At 62.7% G+C, this 24,299-nt stretch carries 18 protein-coding genes; 13 read left to right on the top strand and 5 right to left on the bottom strand.

Going from position 1 to position 24,299, the window contains the following annotated elements:
- Positions 1 to 26 precede the first annotated feature (26 nt).
- The 6 genes from pepA to DCL27_RS02070 all read left to right on the top strand — a co-directional run bounded on the left by pepA (position 27) and on the right by DCL27_RS02070 (position 8,920).
- Positions 27 to 1,538, top strand: a complete 1,512-nt coding sequence (gene pepA / locus DCL27_RS02095) for a leucyl aminopeptidase (RefSeq protein WP_005289896.1) — start codon at positions 27 to 29, stop codon at positions 1,536 to 1,538.
- 155 nt (positions 1,539 to 1,693) lie between these two features.
- Positions 1,694 to 2,143, top strand: coding sequence for a DNA polymerase III subunit chi (locus DCL27_RS02090; protein WP_005296201.1), 450 nt, complete (start codon positions 1,694 to 1,696; stop codon positions 2,141 to 2,143).
- A gap of 24 nt (positions 2,144 to 2,167) precedes the next feature.
- Complete coding sequence (locus DCL27_RS02085; RefSeq protein ID WP_035597077.1) at positions 2,168 to 5,023, top strand: valine--tRNA ligase; 2,856 nt, start codon at positions 2,168 to 2,170, stop codon at positions 5,021 to 5,023.
- Positions 5,024 to 5,246: 223 nt separating this feature from the next.
- Positions 5,247 to 6,983 (top strand): ABC transporter permease, encoded by a 1,737-nt coding sequence (locus tag DCL27_RS02080; RefSeq protein WP_035597074.1) that lies wholly within the window; start codon positions 5,247 to 5,249, stop codon positions 6,981 to 6,983.
- Positions 6,984 to 7,004: 21 nt separating this feature from the next.
- Positions 7,005 to 8,321, top strand: coding sequence for an ABC transporter ATP-binding protein (locus DCL27_RS02075; RefSeq protein WP_035597071.1), 1,317 nt, complete (start codon positions 7,005 to 7,007; stop codon positions 8,319 to 8,321).
- A gap of 95 nt (positions 8,322 to 8,416) precedes the next feature.
- On the top strand, positions 8,417 to 8,920 hold the full coding sequence (locus DCL27_RS02070; RefSeq protein WP_005296197.1) for a GNAT family N-acetyltransferase: 504 nt from the start codon (positions 8,417 to 8,419) through the stop codon (positions 8,918 to 8,920).
- Between the two features lie 76 nt (positions 8,921 to 8,996).
- Here DCL27_RS02070 and rraB read toward each other — a convergent pair whose 3' ends face one another.
- Positions 8,997 to 9,428, bottom strand: a complete 432-nt coding sequence (gene rraB, locus DCL27_RS02065; RefSeq protein ID WP_005289885.1) for a ribonuclease E inhibitor RraB — start codon at positions 9,426 to 9,428, stop codon at positions 8,997 to 8,999.
- A 171-nt stretch (positions 9,429 to 9,599) separates the two neighbouring features.
- Between rraB and argF the strand changes: the two genes are divergently transcribed.
- Complete coding sequence (argF, locus tag DCL27_RS02060) at positions 9,600 to 10,604, top strand: ornithine carbamoyltransferase (protein ID WP_035597068.1); 1,005 nt, start codon at positions 9,600 to 9,602, stop codon at positions 10,602 to 10,604.
- Positions 10,605 to 10,655: 51 nt separating this feature from the next.
- On the opposite strand, the gene DCL27_RS02055 is transcribed toward argF, so the two are convergent.
- The 4 genes from DCL27_RS02055 to glpA all read right to left on the bottom strand — a co-directional run bounded on the left by DCL27_RS02055 (position 10,656) and on the right by glpA (position 15,436).
- Entirely contained in the window at positions 10,656 to 11,144 is a 489-nt protein-coding gene (locus tag DCL27_RS02055) for a YhcH/YjgK/YiaL family protein (protein ID WP_005289881.1), read from the bottom strand.
- A gap of 191 nt (positions 11,145 to 11,335) precedes the next feature.
- The gene (gene glpC / locus DCL27_RS02050; RefSeq protein ID WP_005289875.1) at positions 11,336 to 12,535 is read right to left on the bottom strand and encodes an anaerobic glycerol-3-phosphate dehydrogenase subunit GlpC; all 1,200 of its coding nucleotides are present in this window, start codon (positions 12,533 to 12,535) and stop codon (positions 11,336 to 11,338) included.
- Positions 12,532 to 13,797 carry a glycerol-3-phosphate dehydrogenase subunit GlpB gene (glpB, locus tag DCL27_RS02045; protein ID WP_035597066.1) on the bottom strand — a complete coding sequence of 422 codons (1,266 nt, stop codon included), beginning with the start codon at positions 13,795 to 13,797 and terminating at the stop codon, positions 12,532 to 12,534. The genes glpC and glpB overlap by 4 nt, the downstream gene beginning before the upstream one ends.
- Entirely contained in the window at positions 13,787 to 15,436 is a 1,650-nt protein-coding gene (gene glpA, locus DCL27_RS02040) for an anaerobic glycerol-3-phosphate dehydrogenase subunit A (protein ID WP_005289871.1), read from the bottom strand. The genes glpB and glpA overlap by 11 nt, the downstream gene beginning before the upstream one ends.
- 428 nt (positions 15,437 to 15,864) lie before the next feature.
- Between glpA and glpT the strand changes: the two genes are divergently transcribed.
- The 6 genes from glpT to exaC all read left to right on the top strand — a co-directional run bounded on the left by glpT (position 15,865) and on the right by exaC (position 24,297).
- Entirely contained in the window at positions 15,865 to 17,220 is a 1,356-nt protein-coding gene (gene glpT / locus DCL27_RS02035; RefSeq protein ID WP_005289867.1) for a glycerol-3-phosphate transporter, read from the top strand.
- Between the two features lie 111 nt (positions 17,221 to 17,331).
- The gene (glpQ, locus tag DCL27_RS02030) at positions 17,332 to 18,405 is read left to right on the top strand and encodes a glycerophosphodiester phosphodiesterase (RefSeq protein ID WP_035597062.1); all 1,074 of its coding nucleotides are present in this window, start codon (positions 17,332 to 17,334) and stop codon (positions 18,403 to 18,405) included.
- A 224-nt stretch (positions 18,406 to 18,629) separates the two neighbouring features.
- Positions 18,630 to 19,241, top strand: a complete 612-nt coding sequence (locus DCL27_RS02025) for a glutathione S-transferase (RefSeq protein ID WP_005289863.1) — start codon at positions 18,630 to 18,632, stop codon at positions 19,239 to 19,241.
- Between the two features lie 106 nt (positions 19,242 to 19,347).
- A complete protein-coding gene (gene selA, locus DCL27_RS02020) occupies positions 19,348 to 20,739 on the top strand; it encodes an L-seryl-tRNA(Sec) selenium transferase (protein ID WP_035597059.1) in 1,392 nt (463 codons plus the stop codon).
- Positions 20,736 to 22,613: a selenocysteine-specific translation elongation factor gene (gene selB, locus DCL27_RS02015; protein WP_035597056.1), complete on the top strand. Its 1,878-nt coding sequence runs from the start codon at positions 20,736 to 20,738 to the stop codon at positions 22,611 to 22,613. The genes selA and selB overlap by 4 nt, the downstream gene beginning before the upstream one ends.
- 154 nt (positions 22,614 to 22,767) lie before the next feature.
- On the top strand, positions 22,768 to 24,297 hold the full coding sequence (gene exaC / locus DCL27_RS02010) for an acetaldehyde dehydrogenase ExaC (protein WP_005289856.1): 1,530 nt from the start codon (positions 22,768 to 22,770) through the stop codon (positions 24,295 to 24,297).
- The last annotated feature ends 2 nt before the right edge of the window (positions 24,298 to 24,299 follow it).

The raw sequence follows: 24,299 nt of genomic DNA, 5'->3' as shown, positions 1-24,299 counted from the left end.
GCTGTCTTTAAGATTCAGGAGAGTGCATGGAGTTCAGTGTAAAGAGCGGTAGCCCGGAAAAGCAGCGTAGCGCCTGCATCGTCGTCGGTGTATTCGAACCTCGCCGCCTGTCCCCGATTGCCGAACAGCTCGATAAGATCAGTGATGGCTATATCAGTGCCCTGCTGCGCCGCGGCGAGCTGGAGGGTAAGGTCGGGCAGACGCTGTTGCTGCATCATGTGCCCAACGTACTCTCGGAGCGTATCCTGCTGATCGGCTGCGGCAAAGAGCGTGAGCTGGATGAGCGCCAGTATAAGCAGGTGATCCAAAAGACCATCAACACCCTGAATGACACCGGCTCGATGGAGGCGGTCTGCTTCCTCACCGAGCTGCACGTCAAGGGGCGCAACACCTACTGGAAGGTGCGTCAGGCCGTCGAGACCGCCAAGGAGACCCTGTATACCTTCGATCAGCTGAAGAGCAACAAGGTCGAGCCGCGCCGTCCACTGCGTAAGATGGTGTTCAACGTGCCGACCCGCCGCGAGTTGACCAGCGGCGAGCGCGCCATTCAACACGGTCTGGCCATCGCCGCCGGAGTGAAGGCGGCCAAAGATCTCGGCAACATGCCGCCGAATATCTGTAACGCGGGCTACCTGGCTTCCCAGGCGCGTCAGCTGGCCGACAGCTACGCCGGCTCCGTCACCACCCGGGTGATCGGCGAACAACAGATGAAAGAGCTGGGCATGAACGCCTACCTGGCCGTCGGCCAAGGTTCGCAGAACGAATCGCTGATGTCGGTGATCGAATATAAGGGTAACCCGAACCCGGACGCACGCCCGATCGTGTTGGTGGGTAAAGGGCTAACCTTCGACGCCGGCGGCATCTCCCTCAAGCCGGGCGAAGGCATGGATGAGATGAAGTACGACATGTGTGGCGCCGCCTCGGTGTATGGCGTGATGCGCATGGCCGCCGAGCTGCAACTGCCGCTCAACATCGTCGGGGTGCTGGCGGGCTGTGAAAACATGCCGGGCGGGCGCGCCTATCGTCCGGGGGATATCCTCACCACCATGTCCGGCCAGACCGTCGAGGTGCTCAACACCGACGCCGAAGGCCGTCTGGTGCTGTGCGACGTGCTGACCTATGTCGAGCGTTTCGAACCGGAACTGGTGGTGGATGTCGCCACCCTGACCGGCGCCTGCGTCATCGCCCTGGGTCACCACCTGACCGGCCTGATGGCCAACCACAACCCGCTGGCCTCCGAGTTGCTGAGCGCGGCGGAACAGGCGGGCGATCGCGCCTGGCGTCTGCCGCTGGGGGACGAGTTCCAGGAGCAGTTGGACTCCAACTTCGCCGACATGGCCAACATCGGTGGCCGTCCGGGCGGGGCGATCACCGCCGCCTGCTTCCTGGCGCGCTTCACCCGCAAATATAACTGGGCGCATCTGGACATCGCCGGCACCGCCTGGCGCTCCGGCAAGGCCAAGGGCGCCACCGGCCGTCCGGTGGCGATGCTCTCCCAGTTCCTGCTCAATCGCGCAGGCCTCAACGGCGAAGAGTGATCCCGCCTCTCCCCTCCCGCACGGGAGGGGAAGCATGAATATTCCCGCCATTGCTGTAGAATAGTAAGGCAGGGCCGTCCAACACACGGGCGGCCACGCCGTGTCACCGCTCCCGGCGGCACGGCCATCACCAAGCAGGATAGATCCGACTCCCGATGAAACAGGCAACCTTTTATTTGCTGGAGCAACCGCAGGCGGCGGATGCGCCGGACGATGTGGAAACGCTGGCCTGCGAGCTGGCGTGCCAACACTGGCGCGCCGGCAAGCGCGTGCTGTTGGCCTGTGCCAGCCAGGCGCAGGCCGAGCGCCTGGACGAGGCGCTGTGGGCGCGCGATCCGCAGCAGTTTGTGCCGCATAATCTGGCCGGGGAAGGACCGCGCTTCGGCGCACCGGTGGAGCTGTCCTGGCCGGGCAAGCGCGGCAGCGCGCCACGCGAGCTGTTGATCAGCCTGTTGCCCGACTTCGCGGATTTTGCCACCGCTTTCCATGAAGTGATAGACTTCGTGCCTTACGAAGACGCATTAAAGCAGTTGGCGCGCGAACGCTATAAAGCCTATCGCAGCGTCGGCTTTCACTTGACCACGGCGACGCCGCCAACTCACTGACCGATCAGACGAAACAGACGAAGAATGGAAAAAACATACAACCCGCAAGACATCGAACAGCCGCTGTACGCGCACTGGGAACAGCAGGGCTACTTTAAGCCGAACGGCGACACCAGCAAAGAAAGCTTCTGCATCATGATCCCGCCGCCGAACGTCACCGGCAGCCTGCATATGGGCCACGCGTTCCAGCAGACCATCATGGACACCATGATCCGCTACCAGCGCATGCAGGGTAAAAACACCCTGTGGCAGGTGGGGACCGACCATGCCGGTATCGCCACCCAGATGGTGGTTGAGCGTAAGATTGCGGCCGAAGAGGGCAAGACTCGCCACGACTATGGCCGCGACGCCTTCATCGACAAGATCTGGCAGTGGAAGGCCGAATCCGGCGGTACCATCACCCGCCAGATGCGCCGTCTGGGCAACTCCGTCGACTGGGAGCGCGAGCGCTTCACCATGGACGATGGCCTGTCCAACGCGGTGAAGGAAGTCTTCGTCCGTCTGTATCAGGAAGATCTGATCTACCGCGGCAAGCGTCTGGTCAACTGGGATCCGAAACTGCGCACCGCCATCTCCGATCTGGAAGTGGAAAACCGCGAGACCAAGGGCTCCATGTGGCACCTGCGTTACCCACTAGCCGACGGCGCCAAGACCGCTGACGGCCAGGATCACCTGGTGGTCGCCACCACCCGTCCGGAGACCCTGCTGGGGGATACCGGCGTGGCGGTCAACCCGGAAGATCCGCGCTACAAGGATCTGATCGGCAAGTTCGTCATCGTCCCGCTGGTCAACCGCCGCATCCCGATCGTCGGCGACGAACACGCCGACATGGAGAAAGGCACCGGCTGCGTGAAGATCACCCCGGCGCACGACTTCAACGACTACGAAGTGGGTCGTCGCCACCAGCTGCCGATGATCAACATCCTCACCTTCGACGCCGACATCCGTGATCAGGCGCAGGTGCTGGACACTAACGGCGTCGAGTGCGATGTCTACAGCAGCGAGCTGCCAGCCGAATTCCGCGGCATGGAGCGTTTCGCCGCCCGTAAGGCCATCGTCAAGGCCTGTGACGAGGCCGGTCTGCTGGTCGAGATCAAGGCGCATGATCTGACGGTGCCTTACGGCGACCGTGGCGGCGTGGTCATCGAGCCGATGCTGACCGACCAGTGGTACGTGCGTGCCGCCCCGTTGGCCAAACCGGCCATCGAAGCGGTCGAGAATGGCGACATTCAGTTCGTGCCGAAGCAGTATGAGAACATGTACTTCTCTTGGATGCGTGACATCCAGGATTGGTGTATCTCCCGTCAGCTGTGGTGGGGTCACCGCATCCCGGCCTGGTACGACGCCGACGGCCACGTCTACGTGGGTCGCAGCGAAGAAGAGGTGCGCAGCGAAAACGGCCTGGGCGCCGAGGTGACGCTGACCCAGGATAACGACGTGCTGGACACCTGGTTCTCCTCCGCCCTGTGGACCTTCTCTACCCTGGGCTGGCCGGAGAACACCGAGGCGCTGAAGACCTTCCACCCGACCAACGTGCTGACCAGCGGCTTCGACATCATCTTCTTCTGGATCGCGCGCATGATCATGATGACCATGCACTTCATCAAGGATGAAGACGGCAAGCCGCAGGTGCCGTTCAAGACCGTGTATATCACCGGCCTGATCCGCGACGACGAAGGGCAGAAGATGTCCAAGTCCAAGGGCAACGTCATCGATCCGCTGGATATGATCGACGGCATCAGCCTGCCGGCGCTGCTGGAGAAGCGCACCGGTAACATGATGCAGCCGCAACTGGCCGAGAAGATCGCCAAGCGCACCGAGAAGCAGTTCCCAGATGGCATCGAGCCGCACGGCACCGACGCCCTACGCTTCACCCTGTCCGCTCTGGCCTCGACCGGCCGTGACATCAACTGGGACATGAAGCGCCTGGAAGGCTACCGTAACTTCTGTAACAAGCTGTGGAACGCCAGCCGTTTCGTGCTGATGAACACCGAAGGCCACGACTGCGGCTTCAACGATGGCGAGAAGATCTACTCGCTGGCCGATCGCTGGATCCTGGCGGAGTTCAACCGCACGGTGAAAGCCATGCGTGAGGCGCTGGACAGCTACCGCTTCGATATCGCCGCCAATATCCTGTACGAGTTCACCTGGAACCAGTTCTGTGACTGGTATCTGGAGCTGGCTAAGCCGGTGATCAACGGCGGTAGCGAGGCCGAGTTGCGCGGCACCCGCCACACCCTAGTGACCGTGCTGGAAGGGCTGCTGCGTCTGGCACACCCGATCATCCCGTTCATCACCGAGACCATCTGGCAGCGCGTCAAGCTGCTGGCCGGCATCGATGCCGACACCATCATGCTGCAGCCCTATCCGCAGTATGACGCGGCACAGGACGACGCCCAGGCGCTGGCCGATCTGGAGTGGATCAAGCAGACCATCATCGCGGTACGTAACATCCGCGCCGAGATGAACATCGCCCCGAGCAAGCCGTTAGAACTGCTGCTGCGTGACACCGATGACAACGCGCAGCGTCGCGTGGAGCAGAACAGCAGCTTCATCCAGTCGCTGGCTCGTCTACAGAGCATCACCCTGCTGCCAGCCGGTGACAAGGGACCGGTCTCCGTCACCAAGCTGGTCGATGGCGCCGAGCTGTTGATCCCGATGGCCGGTCTGGTCGACAAGGCCGCCGAGCTGGATCGTCTGGGCAAGGAAGTGGCCAAGATCGACGGCGAGATCGCCCGCATCGAAGCCAAGCTGTCCAACGAAGGCTTCGTGGCGCGCGCACCGGAGACGGTGGTCGCCAAAGAGCGCGAGAAGCTGACCGGTTATGCCGAGGCGAAAGCCAAGCTGATCGAACAGCAGGCGGTGATCGCCGCGCTGTAAGCCGTCGCACACGCTAAAGACACGGGGGCCTGACGGCCCCCGTTTTGTTTCCTGTACGCTTAACGCCTAACCTTTCTGCGCCATCGCTCGGCCTGCCGCGCCCGTGCGGCTATACTCAGCAGCAGCGTCATCATTCACTTTCTGCGGAGAAGAGACAGGTCATGCTCGGCCTCTCCCCCGCGTGGCCACGCCGCACACGGCGCCGCCTGATGCGAGGAGCCCGATGGATAGCCGCCGATCCGAATCCCGCGAACCCTTGAGTCTGCATCCTAACCGTTGGGATGTCGTCGCCTTTCCGCTGATCATCAGCCTGATCGCCATGATGGCCATCGGCTTCCACCAGACGTTGCAACCCCTGGCCAGCCTGGAGAAACAGAGTATCTCTCTGGCTCCCGCCGCCCTGCCGGAGTATGCCCTGCGCACCACCCTGCGCATGTTGGTCGCCATGCTGGCCTCGCTGCTGTTCACCCTGATCTACGGCACCCTGGCGGCCAAGAGTCGACGCGCGGCCAAGGTACTGGTGCCGATGCTGGACATCCTGCAATCGGTGCCGGTGCTCGGCTACATCTCCTTCACCGTCACCTTCTTCGTCGCCCTGTTTCCGGGGCAGGTGCTCGGGGTCGAGTTGGCGGCCATCTTCGCCATCTTCACCAGCCAGGCGTGGAACATGACCTTCAGCTTCTACCAGTCCCTGCGTACCGTGCCGTCTGATCTCGACGAGGTGGCGCGCGGCCTGCACTTCACCGGCTGGCAACGCTTCTGGAAGCTGGATGCGCCCTTCGCCATGCCTGGGCTTATCTGGAACATGATAATGTCGATGTCCGGCGGCTGGTTCTTTATCGTCGCCTCGGAGGCGATTACCGTCGGCCATACCCACTTCGTCCTGCCAGGCATCGGCGCCTATCTGGCCGAGGCGATCCTACAGCGCGATCTGCACGCCATCGGCTGGGTACTGCTGACCATGGTGGCGGTGATCCTGGCCTATGATCAGCTGCTGTTTCGCCCGCTGGTCGCCTGGGCGGATAAGTTCCGCATGGAGACCACCCGCTCGGCCACGCCCCCCACCTCCTGGCTGTTTAACCTGCTGCGCCGCACTCACCTGTTCCATCGCCTGTTCGCCCCCTTGGGCCAGCTGCTGGGCTGGCTGGCACGCCTGCCGCTACGCTGCCCACGCCGCCGCCCGACGCAGAGGGCGGTCACGCCGAGCCGCATCGGGCCGACGATTGACCGCCTATGGGGGGGCGCGATCCTGCTGCTGACCCTCTATCTTAGCGTGCGTGTCGGGGCGTATGTGCAGAGCGGTGTCTCGCTGCACGAGGTGGGCCATGTGTTCCTGCTGGGCCTGATCACCCTACTGCGCGTCAGCCTGCTGATCCTGATCTCCTCGTTGATCTGGGTGCCGCTCGGGGTACTGATCGGCCTGCGTCCGGCGCTGGCCGCGAAGATCCAGCCGCTGGCCCAGTTCCTGGCCGCCTTCCCGGCCAACCTGCTATTCCCGGTGTTCGTCATCGTCATCGTCCATTTCCGCCTCGACCCCGACATCTGGTTATCGCCGTTGATCGTGCTGGGCACCCAGTGGTACATCCTGTTCAACGTGGTGGCGGGCACCATGAGTTTCCCCAATGACTACCGCGAGGCCGCCGCCAATTTCCATATTCACGGCTGGCAGTGGTGGCGCCAGATCATGCTGCCCGCCGTCTTCCCCTACTATGTCACCGGGGCGATCACCGCCGCCGGGGGCGCCTGGAACGCCAGCATCGTGGCGGAGTATGTGCAATGGGGCGACGCCCGGCTGATCGCCCATGGTCTGGGGGCCTACATCGCCGAGAACACCGCCAGCGGCAACTTTCCCCATATCATCCTGGGGATCGCCATGATGGCGCTGTTCGTCACCCTGTTTAACCGCCTGCTGTGGCGCCCGCTGTACGCCTACGCCGAGACACGCTTTCGCGCCCACTAACCCCATTCGAGGAGGATCATCATGACCGACGCTCGCCCTTCGCTCCCGCCCGTAGCCCCGCCGCCGATCTTGGCCGTGCGCGCCGTCGATCATGGCTACGAGCAGGCGCATGGCCGACAGACCATCCTCCAAGGGGTGAACCTAACCCTGCAGACGGGCGAGATCGTCGCCCTACTCGGCCGCTCCGGCTCCGGCAAGTCCACCCTGCTGCGCATCATCTCCGGCCTGATCGCCCCCAGCTCCGGCGAGGTCGAGTATCTCGGCGCCCCGCTCCAAGGCCCGGCCGACGGGGTGGCGATGGTATTCCAGACTTTCGCCCTCTTTCCCTGGCTGACGGTGCTACAGAACGTGGAGGCGGGGCTGGAGGCACAGGGGATGCCCGCCGCCGAGCGCCGTCCGCGCGCGCTGGCAGCCATCGATCTGATCGGCCTGGATGGTTTCGAGAACGCCTACCCGCGCGAACTCTCCGGCGGCATGCGGCAACGCGTCGGCTTTGCCCGCGCCTTGGTGGTCGATCCCACCCTGCTGTTGATGGACGAGCCGTTCTCGGCGCTCGATGTGTTAACCGCCGAGACCCTGCGTACCGATCTGCTCGATCTGTGGAGTGAGGGCAAGCTGCCCATCAAGTCGATGCTGATCGTCACCCATAACATCGAGGAGGCGGTGTTCATGTGCGATCGCATCCTGCTGCTCTCCTCGCACCCCGGGAAGATCATCGCCGAGATCGCCGTCCCCTTCCGCCACCCGCGCAACCGCCTCGATCCCGCCTTCCGCCATCTGGTGGATGAGGTCTACGCCCAGATGACGGCACGCAATAGCGACAACACCCTGCGCAACGAGCTGCGCCTCGGCTCCTGGCTGCCACACGTCTCCACCAACCTGATCGCCGGGCTGTTGGAGAGCCTCTCCGCCGCCCCCTATCACGGGCGGGCCGATATGCCGGATCTGGCGCTGGCGCTCCACATGGAGGTCGACCGGCTGTTTCCCGTCGCCGAGGTGCTGCAACACCTGGACTTTGCCAGCGTGCAGCAGGGCGACATCATCCTCACCCCGGCCGGGGAGCAGTTTGCCGCCATGGATACCCAGCCGCGCAAGGCGTTATTCGCCGAACACCTGCTACGTCATGTCCCCCTGGCGATGTTGATCAAGAGCGTGCTCGACGAGCGCCCGGGCCATCGCGCGCCGCGGGTACGCTTCGAGCAGGAGTTGGAGGATGCCCTCTCCGATCAGGCCGCGCGTGAGACGCTGGATAGCGTGATCAACTGGGGACGCTACGCCGAGATCTTCTCCTATAACGATCAGACGGAGACCTTCAGTCTGGAGGATGTGGAGTTCTAACGCCGTGCCGTCGCCCTGACGGCACTTGCATTCAGGCGGGTTAGGGTGCTATTTAAAGGGTTCCCTTATCCGCCCACTTGCACATGGACCGTCCCATGACCGAGCCACACACCGCCGATATTCTCATCCGCCCGCTGACCCCCGCCGACAACGCCGCGATCGCCGCCGTGATCCGCCGCGTCTCCGCCGAGTGTGGCCTCAGCGCCGACAAGGGGTTCACCGTCTCCGATCCCAATCTGGATCGTCTGGCGCAGAGTTACGCGGCGGCGCGCAGCGCCTACTGGGTGGTCGAGCTCAACGGCGAGGTGGCGGGCGGCGGCGGTATCGCCCCGCTGGAAGGGGCCGCGGCGCACCTGTGTGAGCTACAAAAGATGTATTTCTTACCGGCGCTGCGTGGCCGCGGGATCGCAAAGCGTTTGGCGTTGCAGGCGCTGGATTTCGCCCGGGGCCAGGGGTTCACCCACTGCTATCTGGAAACCACCGCCACCCTGCTCGACGCCATCGCCCTGTACCAACATCTGGGATTTTCGCGCATCGACCAGGCGCTGGGCGCCACCCGCCACGTCGACTGCGAGGTACGCATGCTGCGCGCGCTCTGATCGGCGTGGCCCATAGACAAAAAAAGGGAGCCGCTCGGCTCCCGGAGACGCGCTCGACGCGCGTTATCAGCGGTGATTAGTGGCGACGGCCGTCGTCATCTTCGTCGACGTCATCCTCGTCATACTCCCCCTCGTCGTCGCCCTCTTCGCCGTCCGGATCCTCAAAGTAGGTTCCCCAGCCGTCGTAGCTGACGCCATGCTTCTCCGCCAGGGTCATCAACTGCTCGACCTGTGCGTCGATGGTGTCGGCATTTAAGCCCACCTCGCTGATCACATCACAGCACATCAGCAGGACGCCCTCTTCGACCTCCAGCTCTTCGGCGTCGGTCACTTCGTAGCCCAGCTTGAACGCCTCGACGGCGGCCTGCTCTAACGTCTCAAAGCGCTCCGCCGACAGGTGGTGCTCGATGGTGTACAGCGCATCCGGATCGCTGCCGTCATCCAGCAACTCTTCGATAATCATGCGGGTTTCTTCACGCTGTTCTTCTAGCAGCTCTCGGTTTGCCATTTCACTGATCCTCAATCGCTAAGCCTTTCGCGCATTCTCCCACAGGCGGCGACGCCTCACCACTCCCGCAAAAACAATATTTCCGCCTCAGGGGTTGAAATTGAATTTTAATACACATAATGTGAATATAAATTCATCAGCACATCACATTCCACAACGGAGACAGGCCATATGGATCAGCTTCATCAGCATCACTTCCTGCGCTTACTGGATTTCACCCCACAACAGATTGCATACCTAATCAATCTTGCCGCCGAGCTTAAGCACGCCAAGAAACAGGGGAGTGAGGTGGCGCGCCTGACAGGAAAGAATATCGCCCTGATCTTCGAGAAGGACTCCACCCGTACCCGCTGCGCCTTCGAGGTCGCCGCCCACGATCAGGGGGCCCACGTCACCTATCTCGGCCCGAGCGGTAGCCAGATCGGCCATAAGGAGTCGATCAAGGACAGCGCGCGCGTGTTGGGGCGGATGTATGACGCCATCCAATACCGTGGCTTCGGTCAGACGGTGGTGGAGACGCTGGCGCACTACGCCGGGGTGCCGGTGTGGAACGGGCTGACCGATGAGTTCCACCCCACGCAGATCCTGGCGGACTTGCTCACCATGCGCGAACACTGCGCCAAGCCGCTGTCGGCCATCAAGCTGGCGTACCTCGGCGATGCGCGCAACAACATGGGCAACTCGTTGCTGGAGGGGGCGGCGTTGATGGGCATGGAGTTGCGCCTGGTGGCCCCGCGCGCCTTCTGGCCGGAGGCGGCGCTGGTGGCTCAGTGCCAGGCGGTAGCAGAGCAGACCGGCGCCAAGCTGATCCTGACGGAGGAGGTCGCCGAGGGGGTACAGGATGCGGACTTCCTGTATACCGATGTCTGGGTCTCAATGGGAGAGGCCAAGTCCGTCTGGCAGGAGCGTATCGCCCAGCTGCTGCCCTACCAGGTCAACATGCAGACGCTGCAACTGAGCGGCAATCCCCAGGTGAAATTCCTGCACTGCCTGCCCGCCTTCCATGACACGATGACCGCCGTGGGGAAACAGATGGCCGAACAGTATGGCTTACACGACGGGATCGAGGTTACCGATGAGGTGTTCGAGTCGCCGCACAGCATCGTCTTCGATCAGGCGGAGAACCGCCTGCATACCATCAAGGCGGTGATGGTGGCGACGCTGGCCGGCGCCTGACGCCGCTATCGGGGCGGCCTCGGCCTACCTGGCCGTACCGCCCTCTCGCCCTTAGTCGGCCAGCAGGCCGAGCGCGCGCGCATCCAGCTTGATCACCGCCTTGCACACCGGTGCGGGAGCCCCCAGCGCACACAACGGCTTATGCACCTCGCCCGGATAAAACACCACAAAGTCACCCGGCTGCAACGTCAAAGACTTCTCCTGTAGGCCACCTGCACCCAGCGGCAGGAAGGCGATATCCTTATCCGCCAACCGATCCTCGCCGGGCACCCCAGGAGCCAGGTTGCTAAAGCCCATACCCTCCTGCCCCTCCAGCACAATCTGCACATCCAGATAGCGGGCGTGGTATTCGGCACGGCGCGTCTCGGCGGCGGCGGTCTCGTCGTGGGCGATCAAGACAAACTGGCGCTGGGCGTCGATCTCATAGCGTCCTGCCGGCGTCGCCGCGCTGAAGTTGGCCATCACATACTCGATCGCCTGGCGGATCGCCACCGGCAGATAGGGCATCTGGGCGAGGTAGTGAACATTACCCGTCAACATGATTTTTCATTCCTTTGTTTATAAAACCATGTTTTATTTTATCGGGAAGTGGACGACGTAACTGCGCCGCCCGCCACATTTATCGGTGCGGGCGCCAGAAAGAAAAAAGGTCTCGGCAACCGCCGAGACCAAGTAGGGACACTCACTCAAAAATTATCATGACAAGTTAGGGGAAAATAGCGTATCAAGCCTTACGCCAAGGCCTGCGCCAGCAGGGTGATCGGATGCTCGCAGCGCTTGCTGGTCGACATCTCGATCTGCCACTTGCAGGTCTCGCAGTCGGTCACCACCAGATCCACCCCACTGGCTTCGATCTGGCGGAACAATCCGGCGCCGATGCCTTGGGCGGTCTCGTAGTTCTCCTTCTTGAAACCGTAAGTACCGGCGATCCCGCAGCATTGAGAGTCGAGGATGATCAGTTCGACGCCGGGGATCATCTGCAACAACGCCAGGGTATAGGGCGCCCATCCCATGCGTTCCATATGGCACGGCGTATGGTAGGCGATCTTCAGATTCAGCGGCTTGAGGGGCAGCGTGCGGCCAGCGTCGAGCAGGCGATAGAGATGACGCGTCGCCAGCTCCACCCGATCCCGCACCGGCGTGGTATCGATATCCAACACATGTGGATACTCGTCGCGCAGCATAAAAGTACAGCTCGACGAGGTCGCCACCACCGGGATCCCCTTCTCTAACACCGCCTCGCTCAGGGAGTCGGCGTTCACCCGCGCCTGCTTCTTGGCCTGCTCGATGAAGCCGTTGGCCACCAGCGGCACGCCGCAGCACTTCTCGCGCGACAGCAGTTGAACCCCGATGTCCATGGCATTAAATACCCGCACCAGATCCTTGCCCAGCTGCGGGTGGTTGTAGTTGACGTAGCAGCCGTGGAAAAACGCCACCTGCTCCGTGAAGCGTGCCTGCTCGCTCGCCTGCTTGCGCATCCAGCTACGGAAGGTGCCGTGGGAGTATTTGGGCAGCTCACGACGATGGTCGATCTTCAACGCCTTATCCAGCAGTTGACGCACCGGCTTCAGACCGGTGGTGGCGTTGATCAACGGTGCAAACGGCGTCGACAGCGTCCCCATCAGATCGGTATGGCTGAGGATGGCGTCGCGCAGCTTCGGCTTGTGATTACCGTACTGGGTCTTGGCGCGCAGGATGATGTCGCCGATCTTCACGTCGGACGGGCAGGCCACCTCGCAACGCTTACAGTTGGTGCAATACTTCAGCGCCTCATCATACAGTTGCGGATCTTTCAGACGCAGGCGCTCGCCATCCGGGCCGGCCTGCTTCGGGCCGGGATAGGCCGGGTTAACCTTCGCCACCGGGCAGTAGGTGGTGCACACGGTGCATTTGATGCATTGTTCAAAGCTGTTGTCAGCAGGCAGACTCATTGTGCCTCCTCCGCCAAGATCTGTTGCGCGGCGTGCAGGGCGGTAAGCAGGGAGACCCCTGCGCCACAGCCCTGATGGATCGGATCATAACCGCCCAGCACGGCGCCGGCGGCATACAGGTTATGCAGGGTCGCGCCATCGACGCGGGCGCGTTGGCTGGCGTCGGTACGCACCCCAAACTGGAGATAGGGTTGCGGGGCAAACATCGATGCCTGGCACCACGCGCCACGCTCGGCCTCCGCGATCACCTCCAGGCCAAACACCGGCTCGCGCACGCCGGCAAAGTCGGCGCGTAACCCGTTGCTAAAGAAGCTACCGCTAGCCAGCACCACATGGCGAGGACGCAAGGGGATGTCGCCGTGGTTGCGGGTATACAGGCGCGTCACGCGCCCCGCCTCACACTCGGCACTCACCACCGTGTCGCCCGGCATGATCAGGCCGCCCAACGCCTGGAAACGGCGACGCAGCTGCTGATGAATATGGATCCCTAACACCGACGGCGGCAGGGTCGGCAACAGCATCAACGGGCGTGAGACCGCCGCGCGTAGCTGCGCCAAGGCATCGTCGCAATCCACCCCGATACAGGCGGGCAGGAAGATGGCGTCAACGTCAGCCGCGTGGCGATTGAGTTCGTCGGCCAGCAGGCGGCGATTCTCCGCCACGTCGAGCACCCGGGCGATGTTGACCGCACGGAACTCGCTCGGGTTGGCGCGTAGGCGATCCAACGCCGGCAGCGTCAGCTCCACCACCTGGCAATGCGCCCCCTGCTCCTGTAGGGAACCCGCCACCAATTGCGGCTGGAAGTCGAGGAATCCCTCGATGCCCGCCACCAGAATGCGTTGCCACGGCAACGCGCTCGCCACATCGCTGACCGGCACCTCATTCGGGCTCAACCAAGTCAGGCGACGGGTCCCCAGCGGGGTTACCCGCAGGTGGTTGCGTCGATGATCGCCGACCAGCGCCAGACCGCTACGCTCCAGCAGGCGCTCGGCCTCCAGCGCATAACGGGAAAAGTGCTCGCCGCCCAGCAGGCTATAGGGGTGCTGCGGCGCCTGACGCTGCAGCTCGTCGATCGCCGCACGCGGCTCGGTGACCGCCGTACCATCCGGCAGGCGCGACAACAGATCGAAGGAGCCGGAGGAGAAGTGCAGCGCGCTCTGCCCGGCGCTGACGATGGCGCAACGCTGTCCGGCCTCCGCCAGGCGAATGCCGCACACCAAACCGGCCAGACCGCCACCGATCATCACCGTATCAAATTTCATCGTCATTCTCCCCACGCTGCGGCGGCACGGCATCCATACCGCACAACCCCTGATAAACCCAACTGGTAAATTCGCTTTCGCGCAATGCATCGCCCCAGGCGATCGGGCGGATCCCCTTCCAACGCTCGTTCAGGAAGTGAGAGAGCTGCTCGATGGATTGTTGCGGCGTGGTGACCTTAAAGCGATTCAGCAGACCGGCGGCGCGGCACGCGCACAGCTCGCCCTGGCAGGTCCCCATCCCCACTCGGGTACGACGGCGCAGATCCACCAGGTTATTCACCGTCAGGGAGTCGACCGCGTAGCGGACCTCACCGGCGGTCACCGCCTCGCACTCGCATACCAGGCTGCTATTCAACCGATCGCCGCTCAGCAGACGGTCGGCGCGATCGCCATGGCGATACACCGCCGAGCCGCGGATCGGCGCCGGTAGGGAGATCACCTTGCGCAGCGTCTCTTCAGCCGACTGTTCAGAGCCAGGCAGCGGCTCGCTGGCGGTGGTACAGGGTGTGGTGACGCCCAACTTCTCGCACACCTTATCCGTGGCCCATTCGGCCATCAGCCGGTAGGTCATCAGCTTGCCGCCGGTGATGGTGATGAACCCCTCCATCCCATCGCGCGCGGCGTGATCGAGCAGCACGATACCGCGGCTCACGTTACGACCGCTCGGGTCATCGTCGCTGGCCACCAACGGACGAACCCCGGCATAGGCGCGCAGGATGCGGGTTGCCGCCAGCTTCGGCGCCAACTTTTCGCCCTCACGGATCAGGACATCGACCTCCTGCGGCGTGACCAGCATGTTATCGATCTGATCGTAGTCGATATGGGTCGAGGTGGTGCCGATCAGCGAGATGGTGTCGCCCGGTACCAGGATGTCGGCATCCGCCGGCTTACGGCAGCGGTTGATCACCATGTTATTGATGCGGTGGCCGAGGATCAGCAGCGCCCCCTTGGCGGGGAACATCTTGATGCGCAGATCGGCGTATTCGGCGATGTGCTGCCCCCAGATCCCGGCGGCATTCACCACGATCTGCGCGTGAATGTCGTAGCGCTGCCCCGACTTATGGTCGAGAACGCGCACCCCGTTGACCCGATCGCCTTGGCGCAGCAGGCCACACACTTCGTGATAGGTCAGTGCCTGGGCGCCATGTTCGCGCGCATCCAGCATGTTGGCCGCCGTCAGGCGGAAAGGGTCGACCGTGCCATCCGGCACACGTACCGCCCCAATCAGACGCGGGTTAGCCGCCGGCTCAAGGCGCAGCGCCTCAGCCGGATCGATGGCCTGCGCCTCGATACCGGCGGCCCGGCAGGCCTCGACAAAACGCGGTTGATAGGCCAGATCGTCTTCCGGCAAGGTGATAAACAACCCATCGGTGCGCTCGACACAGTGGCGGGCGATGCGTTTTAGAATGCGGTTCTCTTCAATACATTCACGCGCTGATTCACCGTCGGTCACCGCATAACGGGCACCGCTGTGTAGCAAACCATGATTACGGCCTGTCGCGCCCGTGGCGATGTCGTGACGCTCCAGCAGAATACAACGCAGGCCGCGGCGCGCGCAGTCACGGGCGATACCGGCGCCGGTGGCGCCGCCGCCGATAATGACGACGTCAGTTTCCTGTGATGCGGGGCTCTGTAACATGAGTGGCTCCCAAGCCAAAGAGTGGTAATGCGCTTAGTAAGCCATATTGCGGACTAAAAATGTTTGATAAGGAGCAAATACGCGCACAAAACGAAAATAGAAAGACCATAAAAGCTCATCAATGTGATCAATATCACCCTAGCTAGACGCATATATCATACAAATTACCTTATTTTTTTACTCAATCGGTTAATTTGTCGCTCAATTTCATAAAAGTGTAACAATATGAGGACTCTCTCACAGTCTGATTGTTCGCAATTGCCTATCCTGCGCTCGAAAATGAAAACGAAAAGGGTATCTGGCGGCATAATTCACTGCTAGGCGCGCCTATTTTGTTTTTTTACCTATGAGCGTGTGCCTTAACCGATTTCACTGGGGAAGCGGATTTAGGACCAAACAAACAATAAATAACGTCATCGGAGAGAGTTATGTTAAGCATGTTTAAGCCCGCGGCGCATAAGTCGCGGTTGCCAGACGCGCAGATAGACCCGACCTATCGTCGTCTGCGCTGGCAGATTTTTATGGGGATCTTCTTTGGCTACGCCGCTTACTACCTGGTGCGTAAAAACTTCACCCTGGCGATGCCCTACCTGGTCGAGCAAGGCTTCTCCCGTGGCGATCTCGGTTTTGCCCTCTCCGGCATCTCCATCGCTTACGGCTTCTCTAAATTCATCATGGGGTCGGTCTCTGACCGCTCCAACCCGCGCGTCTTCCTGCCGGCCGGCCTGATCCTGGCCGCCGTGGTGATGTTGGTGATGGGCTTCGTCCCGTGGGCCACCTCCAGCATCATGGTGATGTTCGTGCTGCTGTTCTTGTGCGGCTGGTTCCAGGGAATGGGGTGGCCGCCGTGTGGCCGTACCATGGTGCACTGGTGGTCGCAGAAGGAGCGCGGCGGGATCGTGTCGGTATGGAACTGCGCCCATAACGTGGGCGGTGGCCTGCCGCCGCTGCTGTTCCTGCTGGGGATGGCCTGGTTCAACGACTGGCATGCCGCACTCTATATGCCCGCCTTCGCCGCCATCCTGGTCGCCCTGTTCGCCTTCGCCATGATGCGTGACACCCCGCAATCCTGCGGCCTGCCGCCGATCGAAGAGTATAAGAACGACTACCCGGACGACTACTCCGCCAAGGCGGAGCAGGAGCTGACCGCCAAGCAGATCTTCATGCAGTATGTCTTCCCCAACAAGCTGCTGTGGTATATCGCCATCGCCAACGTATTCGTCTATCTGCTGCGTTACGGCATCCTGGACTGGTCACCGACCTACCTGAAAGAGGTGAAACACTTCGCGCTGGATAAGTCCTCCTGGGCCTACTTCCTGTACGAGTATGCCGGTATCCCAGGGACCCTGATCTGCGGCTGGATGTCTGACAAGGTCTTCCGCGGTAACCGTGGTGCCACCGGGGTGTTCTTTATGACCCTGGTCACCATCGCCACCATCGTTTACTGGCTTAACCCGGCAGGTAACCCCAACGTCGATATGGCCTGCATGATCATCATCGGCTTCCTGATCTATGGTCCGGTGATGCTGATCGGCCTGCACGCCCTGGAACTGGCACCGAAGAAAGCGGCCGGTACCGCGGCAGGCTTCACCGGCCTGTTCGGCTACCTGGGTGGCTCCGTGGCCGCCAGCGCCATCGTCGGTTACACCGTCGACTTCTTCGGCTGGAACGGTGGCTTCATGGTGATGATCGGCGGCGGCATCCTGGCCGTCATCCTGCTGCTGGTGGTGATGATCAACGAACACAAACAGCATCTGCGCGAGCAAGCAGAGAAGCGAGCCTAAGCCTCAACGGCGGCGCCTCATGCGCCGCCCTGCTTAACCGAAGGCTGTGCCGCGCATGCGGGGTACAGCCTTTTTTGTAGCCTTAACCCCACCAGAGATAAGGATAATTCTATGAAAATTAATGCAATAGTAGCCAGTCTCCTGCTCGGCGGCACCTTGGCGATGAGCGCCTATGCCGCGAATGATAAAGTGGTCATCGCTCACCGTGGCGCCAGCGGCTATCTGCCGGAGCATACCCTGCCAGCCAAGGCGATGGCCTACGCCCAAGGCGCTGATTTTCTAGAGCAGGACCTGGTGATGACCAAGGACGATCAGTTGGTGGTGTTACATGACCACTATCTGGACCGGGTAACCGACGTCGCCGAGCGCTTCCCCAACCGAGCCCGTAAGGATGGCCGCTACTACGCCATCGACTTCACCTTAGATGAGATCAAATCCCTCAAATTCACCGAAGGGTTCGATCTCGAAAAGGGTAAGAAAGTACAGAGCTATCCGGGCCGCTTCCCGATGGGGAAATCCGACTTCCGCGTGCATACCTTTGAGGAGGAGATCGAGTTTGTCCAGGGGCTCAACCACTCGACCGGTAAGAACATCGGCATCTATCCCGAGATCAAGGCGCCGTGGTTCCACCAGCAGGAGGGCAAAGACATCTCCGCCAAGGTGTTGCAAGTCCTCAAACAGTACGGCTATAGCGCTAAGGATGACAACGTCTACCTGCAATGCTTCGATGCCAACGAGCTCAAACGTATCAAGCATGAGCTGATGCCGAAGAACGGACAGAACCTCAAGCTGGTACAGTTGATCGCCTACACCGACTGGAACGAAACCCAAGAGAAGAAGCCGGACGGTACCTGGGTCAACTACAGCTACGACTGGATGTTTAAACCGGGCGCGATGAAACAGATCGCCCAATATGCCGACGGCATCGGGCCGGATTACCACATGCTGGTCAGCGCCGACTCACGCAAGGGCGACATCAAGCTGACGGAAATGGTGAAGGAGGCGCATGCCAACAAGATGGCAGTCCACCCCTACGCCATCCGGGCCGATAAGCTGCCGGACTACGTGAGCAACGTCGACCAGCTGTATGAGGTGATCTACAACCAGGCGGGCGTCGATGGGGTATTCACCGACTTCCCGGACAAAGGCGTGCAATTCCTGCAGAAGCAGGGGCAGCATCAGTAAGTCATCACCGGGGGGATAGCGGCACCTCTCCCCTCACCTCGCATTGTGGCGGGTCGGGCGTCATCATCGCCATGCCTCAGCGACACGCTCCCCCGCCCACTCGCGCCGAGTGCATTCTCGCCAACGCGAGCACAGTCTCATCGATCAAAACTCTGCCATACTAGAGCACGGCGGCGCATCCCCTTCCCCTTTGCGCACGCGCCGCCCGCTAACCGGAGGCCCGCATGAAACTGATCGGCAGCTATACCAGTCCCTTTGTGCGTAAGATCTTTGTGCTGTTGTTGGAGAAGCAGCTCACCTTCGAATTCGTCAGCGACAACCCCTATCTCGACGACGCACGCGTGCTCGCCGTCAATCCGCTGGGTAAGGTTCCGGCCCTGATCGCCGACGACGGGGAGATCGTCTTCGACTCCCCTCTGGTCGCCGAGTACCTCGACGCGTTGACGGCGGCCCCCCGTTTCCTGCCGCAGGATCGTACCGAGGCGTTGCGTGTACGCCAGGTCGAGGCGCTGGCCGATGGGATCTGCGACGCCGCCGTCACCATCGTCCGTGAGCTACGCCGTCCGGCGGAGCGCCAAGATAGCGCGGAACTACAACGCCAACGCGCCAAGATCCAGCGCGGATTGGATGCGCTAGAGCGGCAGGTCGCCGAACGGCGCTGGCTGAATGGGCCAGAACTCAACCTGGCGGATATCGCCACCGGCTGCTGCCTGAGCTACCTCAACTTCCGCCGCGTCTATCCCAACTGGTGTGTCGGGCGCCCGGCCTTGGTCTGCCTGGCGGAACGTCTATTCCAACGCGACAGCTTCCTGCGGACCGTACCGCCTGCCGACTAAGGCAGACACCGGCGGCGGCATGTCACTGTATTCCTCCGCCGCCAGCCTTTATCATGGGGGAAATGTCGCCCAGCGTAGCTAGCAGATAAAGGTACGGAATAGTCCAATGAGTTCAGATCATCAGGCGCTTTACAGCCAGATCCCCGCGATCGACACCCTGTTGCGTACGCCGCCCTGCGTCGCCCTACAGGCGCAATACGGCAGTCAACTCGTGACCCAGACCCTGCGGGCGCTGCAACAGCAGGCCCGCGATGCCATTCAACAGCATCAGGCGTTACCCGACTGGTGCGTGGACTGGGCGCAGGCCTGTGCCAGGCAGATCACCGCCGCCCTCACCCCCGCCCTGCGCCGGGTGTTCAATCTGACCGGAACGGTACTGCATACCAACCTGGGGCGGGCGCTGCTGGCCGAGCAGGCTATCGCCGCCGCCAGCCAGGCGATGGAGAGCGCGGTCACCCTGGAGTACGATTTGGACGATGCCGGACGCGGCCACCGCGACCGCGCCATCGCCGAGCGGCTGTGCGCCCTGACCGGAGCCGAGGATGCCTGCCTGGTGAACAACAACGCGGCGGCGGTGCTACTGATGCTGGCCGCCCTGGCGCCGGGACGCGAGGTGATCGTCTCGCGCGGTGAACTGGTGGAGATCGGCGGCGCCTTCCGCATCCCTGACGTGATGACCCAAGCCGGCTGCCGTCTGCATGAGGTGGGCACCACCAACCGCACTCATCTGCACGACTACCGCCAGGCCATCAATGAACAGAGTGCGCTGTTGATGAAGGTGCATACCAGCAACTACGCCATCAGCGGCTTCACCGCCGCCGTCGGCGAGGCCGAGCTGGTCGCCCTGGGGCATGAGCATGGCCTGCCGGTGATCAGCGATCTGGGCAGCGGTTCGCTGCTGGACATGACCCGCTACGGCCTGCCGGCCGAACCGATGCCGCAACGTCTGCTGGCCGACGGCGTCGATCTGGTCAGCTTCTCCGGCGACAAGCTACTGGGCGGGCCACAGGCCGGGATCATCGTAGGACGGCGCGATCTGATCCGCCGCCTGCAACGCCATCCGCTCAAACGCGCCCTACGCTGTGGCAAGATAACCCTGGCGGCGCTGGACGCCACCCTGCAACTCTATCAACAGCCGGAGAAACTGAGCCAGGCGCTGCCTACCTTGCGCCACCTGACGCGCGAGGCCGGTGCGATCGCCGCCTGCGGCGAACGCCTACTCAGCCGACTACGCCCCCACTACCAGGCGACATTCGACCTGGCGTTGGAGGCGTGCCTCTCTCAGATCGGCAGCGGCTCGCTACCGGTGGATCGCCTGCCCAGCTACGCCATTACCCTCACGCCTCGCGATGGACGCGGCGGCACCCTGACGGCGCTGGCCGAACGCTGGCGCGCCCTGCCTTGCCCGGTCATCGGCCGGATCCAGGAGGGTAAGCTATGGCTCGATCTCCGTTGCCTAGAAGATGAACAGGCGTTACTACAGGAGCTGTGCCAATGATCATCGCTACCGCCGGACACGTCGATCACGGCAAAACCACCCTACTGCACGCCTTGACTGGGGTCGATACCGACCGTCTACCGGAAGAGAAACGGCGCGGCATGACCATCGATCTCGGCTACGCCTACCTCCCCTTGGCGGATGGACGCGTGCTCGGCTTTATCGACGTGCCCGGACATGAGAAGTTTCTCGCCAACATGTTAGCCGGCATCGGCGGCATCCCACACGCCCTGCTGGTGGTCGCCTGCGATGACGGCGTGATGGCGCAGACGCGCGAACATTTACTGCTGCTGCGTCTGGCGGGGCGTCCGGCACTGACCGTGGCGCTGACCAAGGCGACGCGGGCGGATGAGGCGCAGCGAGCACGAGTACGCGCCCAGGTGCAGGCCCTGCTGGCCGAGCAGGGCTGGCCCGACGCACCGCTGTTCGAGACGGATGCCCTCAGCGGCCTGGGCATCGACGCCCTGCGTCAACACCTGCTTAGCCAGAGTGCGGTCCCGGCCCGCGTCGATCGCCGCTTCCGCTTGGCCATCGACCGCGCCTTCAGCGTCAAAGGCAGTGGCTTGGTGGTGACCGGTACCGCGCTGGCGGGCCGAGTACGCGTCGGCGATACCCTGTGGCTGACCGGCTGCGACAAGCCGGTGCGGGTGCGTACCCTGCACGCCCAGAATCGCGACACCCTGGAGGCCGAGGCGGGCCAACGTGTGGCGCTGAACATCAGTGGCGACGTCGAGAAGGCGCAGATCCAACGCGGCGACTGGCTACTGGCCCAACGTCCCGCCGTTCCGCCGGCCCAACGGATCCTGGTGGCGTTGGATGGCGTCGCCCCGTTGCAACACTGGCAACCGTTGCATCTGCACCATGCCGCCCGCCACATCACCGGGCGCCTCTCGCTGCTGGAGACGCACTCCACCGCCCAAGGGGAGGATCTGGCGGAGCTGATCCTCGATCAGCCCCTGTGGCTGGCGGAGGGCGACACGCTGATCCTGCGCGACATCGCGGCACGCCACACCCTAGGGGCCGCACGGGTGTTACAGCTCACGGCGCCACGCCGGGGTAAGCGCCAACCCGTCTTCCTCGAGACGCTACGTCGCCTGACACAGGCGAGCGACGATGCCGCGGTGCTGGCGTTACGCCTGCCCAACGCGACACTCAGCGTCGCCGAGCTGAGTTGGGCGCGTCAACTGAGCGACAGCGCCTGTCAGGCGCTGCTGGCGCGTGACGATCTGCTGCTGGTTGGCGACCATCTGCTCAGTCGGACGACGGCAGAGCAGCTGCGCCAACGCCTGCTGGAGACGCTGGCGCAATACCATCAACAGCATGGCGATCAGCTCGGTGTCGGGCGCGCTCGCCTGCGACGCATGGCGCTGCCGACCGAAGCGGAAAGCCTGGTGTTCCATCTCCTCGGCGAGTTGCTGGCCGAAGGGGCGCTGTGCAACAGCCGGGGGTGGTTACATCTGCCGCAGCACAACATCGCCATGACGCCGCCACAGCTCGCCCTGTGGCAACGCGCCGCCCCGCTGTTTGCCGATGACCCCTGGTGGGTGCGCGATCTGGCGACCACGCTCGGCGCCGAGGAGGATGAGATGCGCCAAACGCTACGCCAGGCGGCGCTGCTCGGCCACATCACCGCCGTGGTGCGTGACCGCTACTATCGTACCGAACGCCTCTACCAATTCGCCGATCTGATCCGCCAGATGGATGTCCGCCAAGGCAGCACCAGCGCGGCCGACTTCCGTGATCAGCTCGGCATTGGCCGTAAGCTGGCGGTACAGATCCTCGAGTTCTTCGATCGCAGCGGCTTCACCCGGCGACGCGCCAACGACCATCTGTTACGCGATCGCGCGCTCTTCTGTAGCGATGAAGTCAATTAAGTGATGCAAAAAAGTTGCTAAATCTGTGAGCCACAGCGGATATTACTCGGTGGTCGGTGTCGAGGCGGCGGAATGCCGCCTATGCTGACAGGATGACTGCGTTATTGCCTGTTACCCGCCAGCCTCGCTGGCGCCATCTGCCAAGGAGACAGTAATGACCGATCACCACCCCTTTACACCGGCCAGCGCCGGCTCTCCGCTACAACTCAAGGCGCGCTACGACAACTTCATCAACGGCCAGTGGCAAGCGCCCGTAGACGGCCACTACTTCATCAACCTAACGCCCATCACCGGCCAACCCCTGTGTGAGATTGCCAGCTCGGGGCGGCGCGACGTCGATCTGGCATTAGATGCCGCCCATGCCGCCCGCCAAGCCTGGGGGGAGACCTCGGTGCAGCAGCGCGCCACCCTGCTGAATAAGATCGCCGATCGTATGGAGCAGCACCTGGTGCAGCTGGCCCACGCCGAGACCTGGGACAACGGCAAGCCGATCCGCGAGACCCTCAACGCCGACGTGCCGCTGGCCATCGACCACTTCCGTTACTTCGCCGCCTGTATTCGCGCCCAAGAGGGCGGGATTAGCGAGCTGGACCATGAGACCGTCGCCTACCACTTCCATGAGCCCCTCGGCGTCGTCGGCCAGATCATTCCCTGGAACTTCCCGCTGTTGATGGCCTGCTGGAAACTGGCGCCGGCGCTGGCGGCCGGTAACTGCGTGGTCCTCAAGCCCGCCAAACTGACCCCGATGTCGATCCTGGTACTGATGGAGTTTATCGGCGACCTGCTCCCGCCTGGGGTAATCAACGTGGTCAACGGCTCAGGGGGCGATATCGGCGAGTACCTGGCCACCTCGCCGCGTATCGCCAAAGTCGCCTTTACCGGCTCGACCGAAGTCGGCCAACGCATCATGGGCTACGCCGCCCAGAATGTGATCCCGGTGACCCTGGAGCTGGGCGGAAAGTCGCCCAATATCTTCTTCGAGGATGTGATGGATCGGGAGGATGCCTTCTTCGACAAGGCATTGGAAGGGTTGGCCATGTTCGCCTTCAACCAGGGCGAGGTCTGCACCTGTCCCAGCCGGGCGCTGATCCAGGAGTCGATCTACGAGCGCTTCATCGAGCGGGCCCTGCGGCGCGTCGAGGCCATCCGCTGTGGCAACCCCCTCGATCCCCATACCCAGATGGGCGCCCAAGTCTCCGCCGGCCAGATGGAAACCATCCTGAACTACATCGCCCTGGGGCAGCAGGAGGGGGCGCAGTTACTGACCGGCGGCGGCGTACAGCGCCTGGAGGGGGCGTTGGCCCAAGGCTACTACCTGCAACCCACCATCCTGCGCGGTGACAACGCGATGCGCATCTTCCAAGAGGAGATCTTCGGCCCGGTGCTGGCGGTGACCACCTTCCGCGATCGCGATGAGGCGCTGGCGTTGGCTAACGATAGCCACTATGGTCTCGGCGCCGGTGTCTGGACGCGTAACGGCACCCTGGCCTACCAGATGGGGCGGGGTATTCAGGCCGGTCGCGTCTGGACCAACTGTTACCACGCCTACCCGGCCCACGCCGCCTTCGGCGGCTACAAGCAATCGGGGATTGGCCGCGAGACCCATAAGATGATGCTGGAACACTACCAGCAGACCAAGTGCCTACTGGTCAGCTACAGCGACCGGGCGCAGGGCTTTTTCTGATT

Source organism: Edwardsiella tarda ATCC 15947 = NBRC 105688 (assembly GCF_003113495.2).
GTDB lineage: Bacteria > Pseudomonadota > Gammaproteobacteria > Enterobacterales > Enterobacteriaceae > Edwardsiella > Edwardsiella tarda.
This window is presented reverse-complemented; position numbering and strand designations above follow the sequence as displayed.